Source organism: Vibrio sp. 1249-1 (genome assembly GCF_033340495.1).
This window is the reverse complement of the sequence record NZ_JAWOWJ010000205.1, coordinates 1-951: the sequence shown is the minus strand read 5'-3', so window position 1 is coordinate 951 and position 951 is coordinate 1. Positions and strand designations below refer to the sequence as shown.

The window sequence follows — 951 nt, the reverse complement described above, 5'->3', positions numbered from 1 at the left end:
AAAACGCCGCCTTGCGGCTGAAAACCTTTCTTTTTCTCAGATATTAAAAGTAAAACGTATTAACTACGCGGCAACACAACTGCGCGTTTCACAAAAATCGATAACAGAAATCGCATTTGAATCTGGATTTAAGAGCGCTGCTCACTTTAGTACCGCGTTTAAATCCATTTACAACATCACCCCTAAAGACTTTCGTAATCAGGTAGTAAGAGGTTAATCCCCTACTCCCAAAAACACGCTTGAGGATCGCTTTCAAGTTCGGCAAGGAGATCTTCGAGCGTGTGACTATGCGGCAACTTTTTGTAAGGAATCCATCGAATTTCTTCTGAGCGAGAGGCGGGAACATAAAAGCGCCAAAGCTGAGTCTGAGAATCAAATAGAATTTTTGCAATTGGCGAGGTGTATTCACTGTGTTGTGAATCTAGCAAGAAATGCGCATGGTGAAGTTCAACGCCGTTTTCAATTGGCTCATAAAGACATTTTCCTTGCTCTACCGGCAAATTCGCATTGCGCGCCGAACAAAGAATCTGAACCAGTTTATATAAGCGGCTGGTTGCCATTTGAGAAACAGACATGACGTTCTCCTGATAGGTAGTTTTTAGTATACACCCAAGCGCCATTTAAGGCTGGCTTCACCAACGTTCCGTTTACAGACTTCTCAGAGATTACCATCTCACTCTCCGAGGAAACACTACGTACATCACCACTTTGCTCAAATAACGCGATAAACACGCTGCGGTTTCACATTCGAACAATCTTTTCTGATTCACAAAAGTGTAACCTGAACGCAATATCATAAGCGCTGCTTTATACCGTATATGGAGTTTAAATATGTTACGTTTTACTGTGGCAACTTTACTAGCCATGGCTGTCTCCCTTCCTTCTGCTATGGCGAAAGAAGTCAACATTTCAGGTTCAACTTCCGTTGCTCGCGTGATGGACGTACTCGCC

2 protein-coding genes and 1 pseudogene are annotated in these 951 nt (G+C 43.1%); 2 read left to right on the top strand and 1 reads right to left on the bottom strand.

The window, feature by feature from the left end; genetic code table 11:
- Positions 1-217, top strand: a 217-nt coding sequence (locus R7Z50_RS25280) for a helix-turn-helix transcriptional regulator (RefSeq protein ID WP_318149458.1), incomplete at its 5' end; no start/stop codon positions are given.
- 4 nt (positions 218-221) lie between these two features.
- On the opposite strand, the gene R7Z50_RS25275 is transcribed toward R7Z50_RS25280, so the two are convergent.
- Positions 222-575, bottom strand: a complete 354-nt coding sequence (locus tag R7Z50_RS25275; protein WP_005462123.1) for a DUF3024 domain-containing protein — start codon at positions 573-575, stop codon at positions 222-224.
- Between the two features lie 256 nt (positions 576-831).
- On the opposite strand from R7Z50_RS25275, the pseudogene R7Z50_RS25270 reads away from it, so the two are divergent.
- Positions 832-951, top strand: a pseudogene (locus R7Z50_RS25270) (phosphate ABC transporter substrate-binding protein); the annotation flags it as partial.

Bases quoted from the DNA above. Each gene is read 5' to 3' on its own strand.
- R7Z50_RS25275 (WP_005462123.1), bottom strand. From the start codon at position 575: ATGTCTGTTTCTCAAATGGCAACCAGCCGCTTATATAAACTGGTTCAG.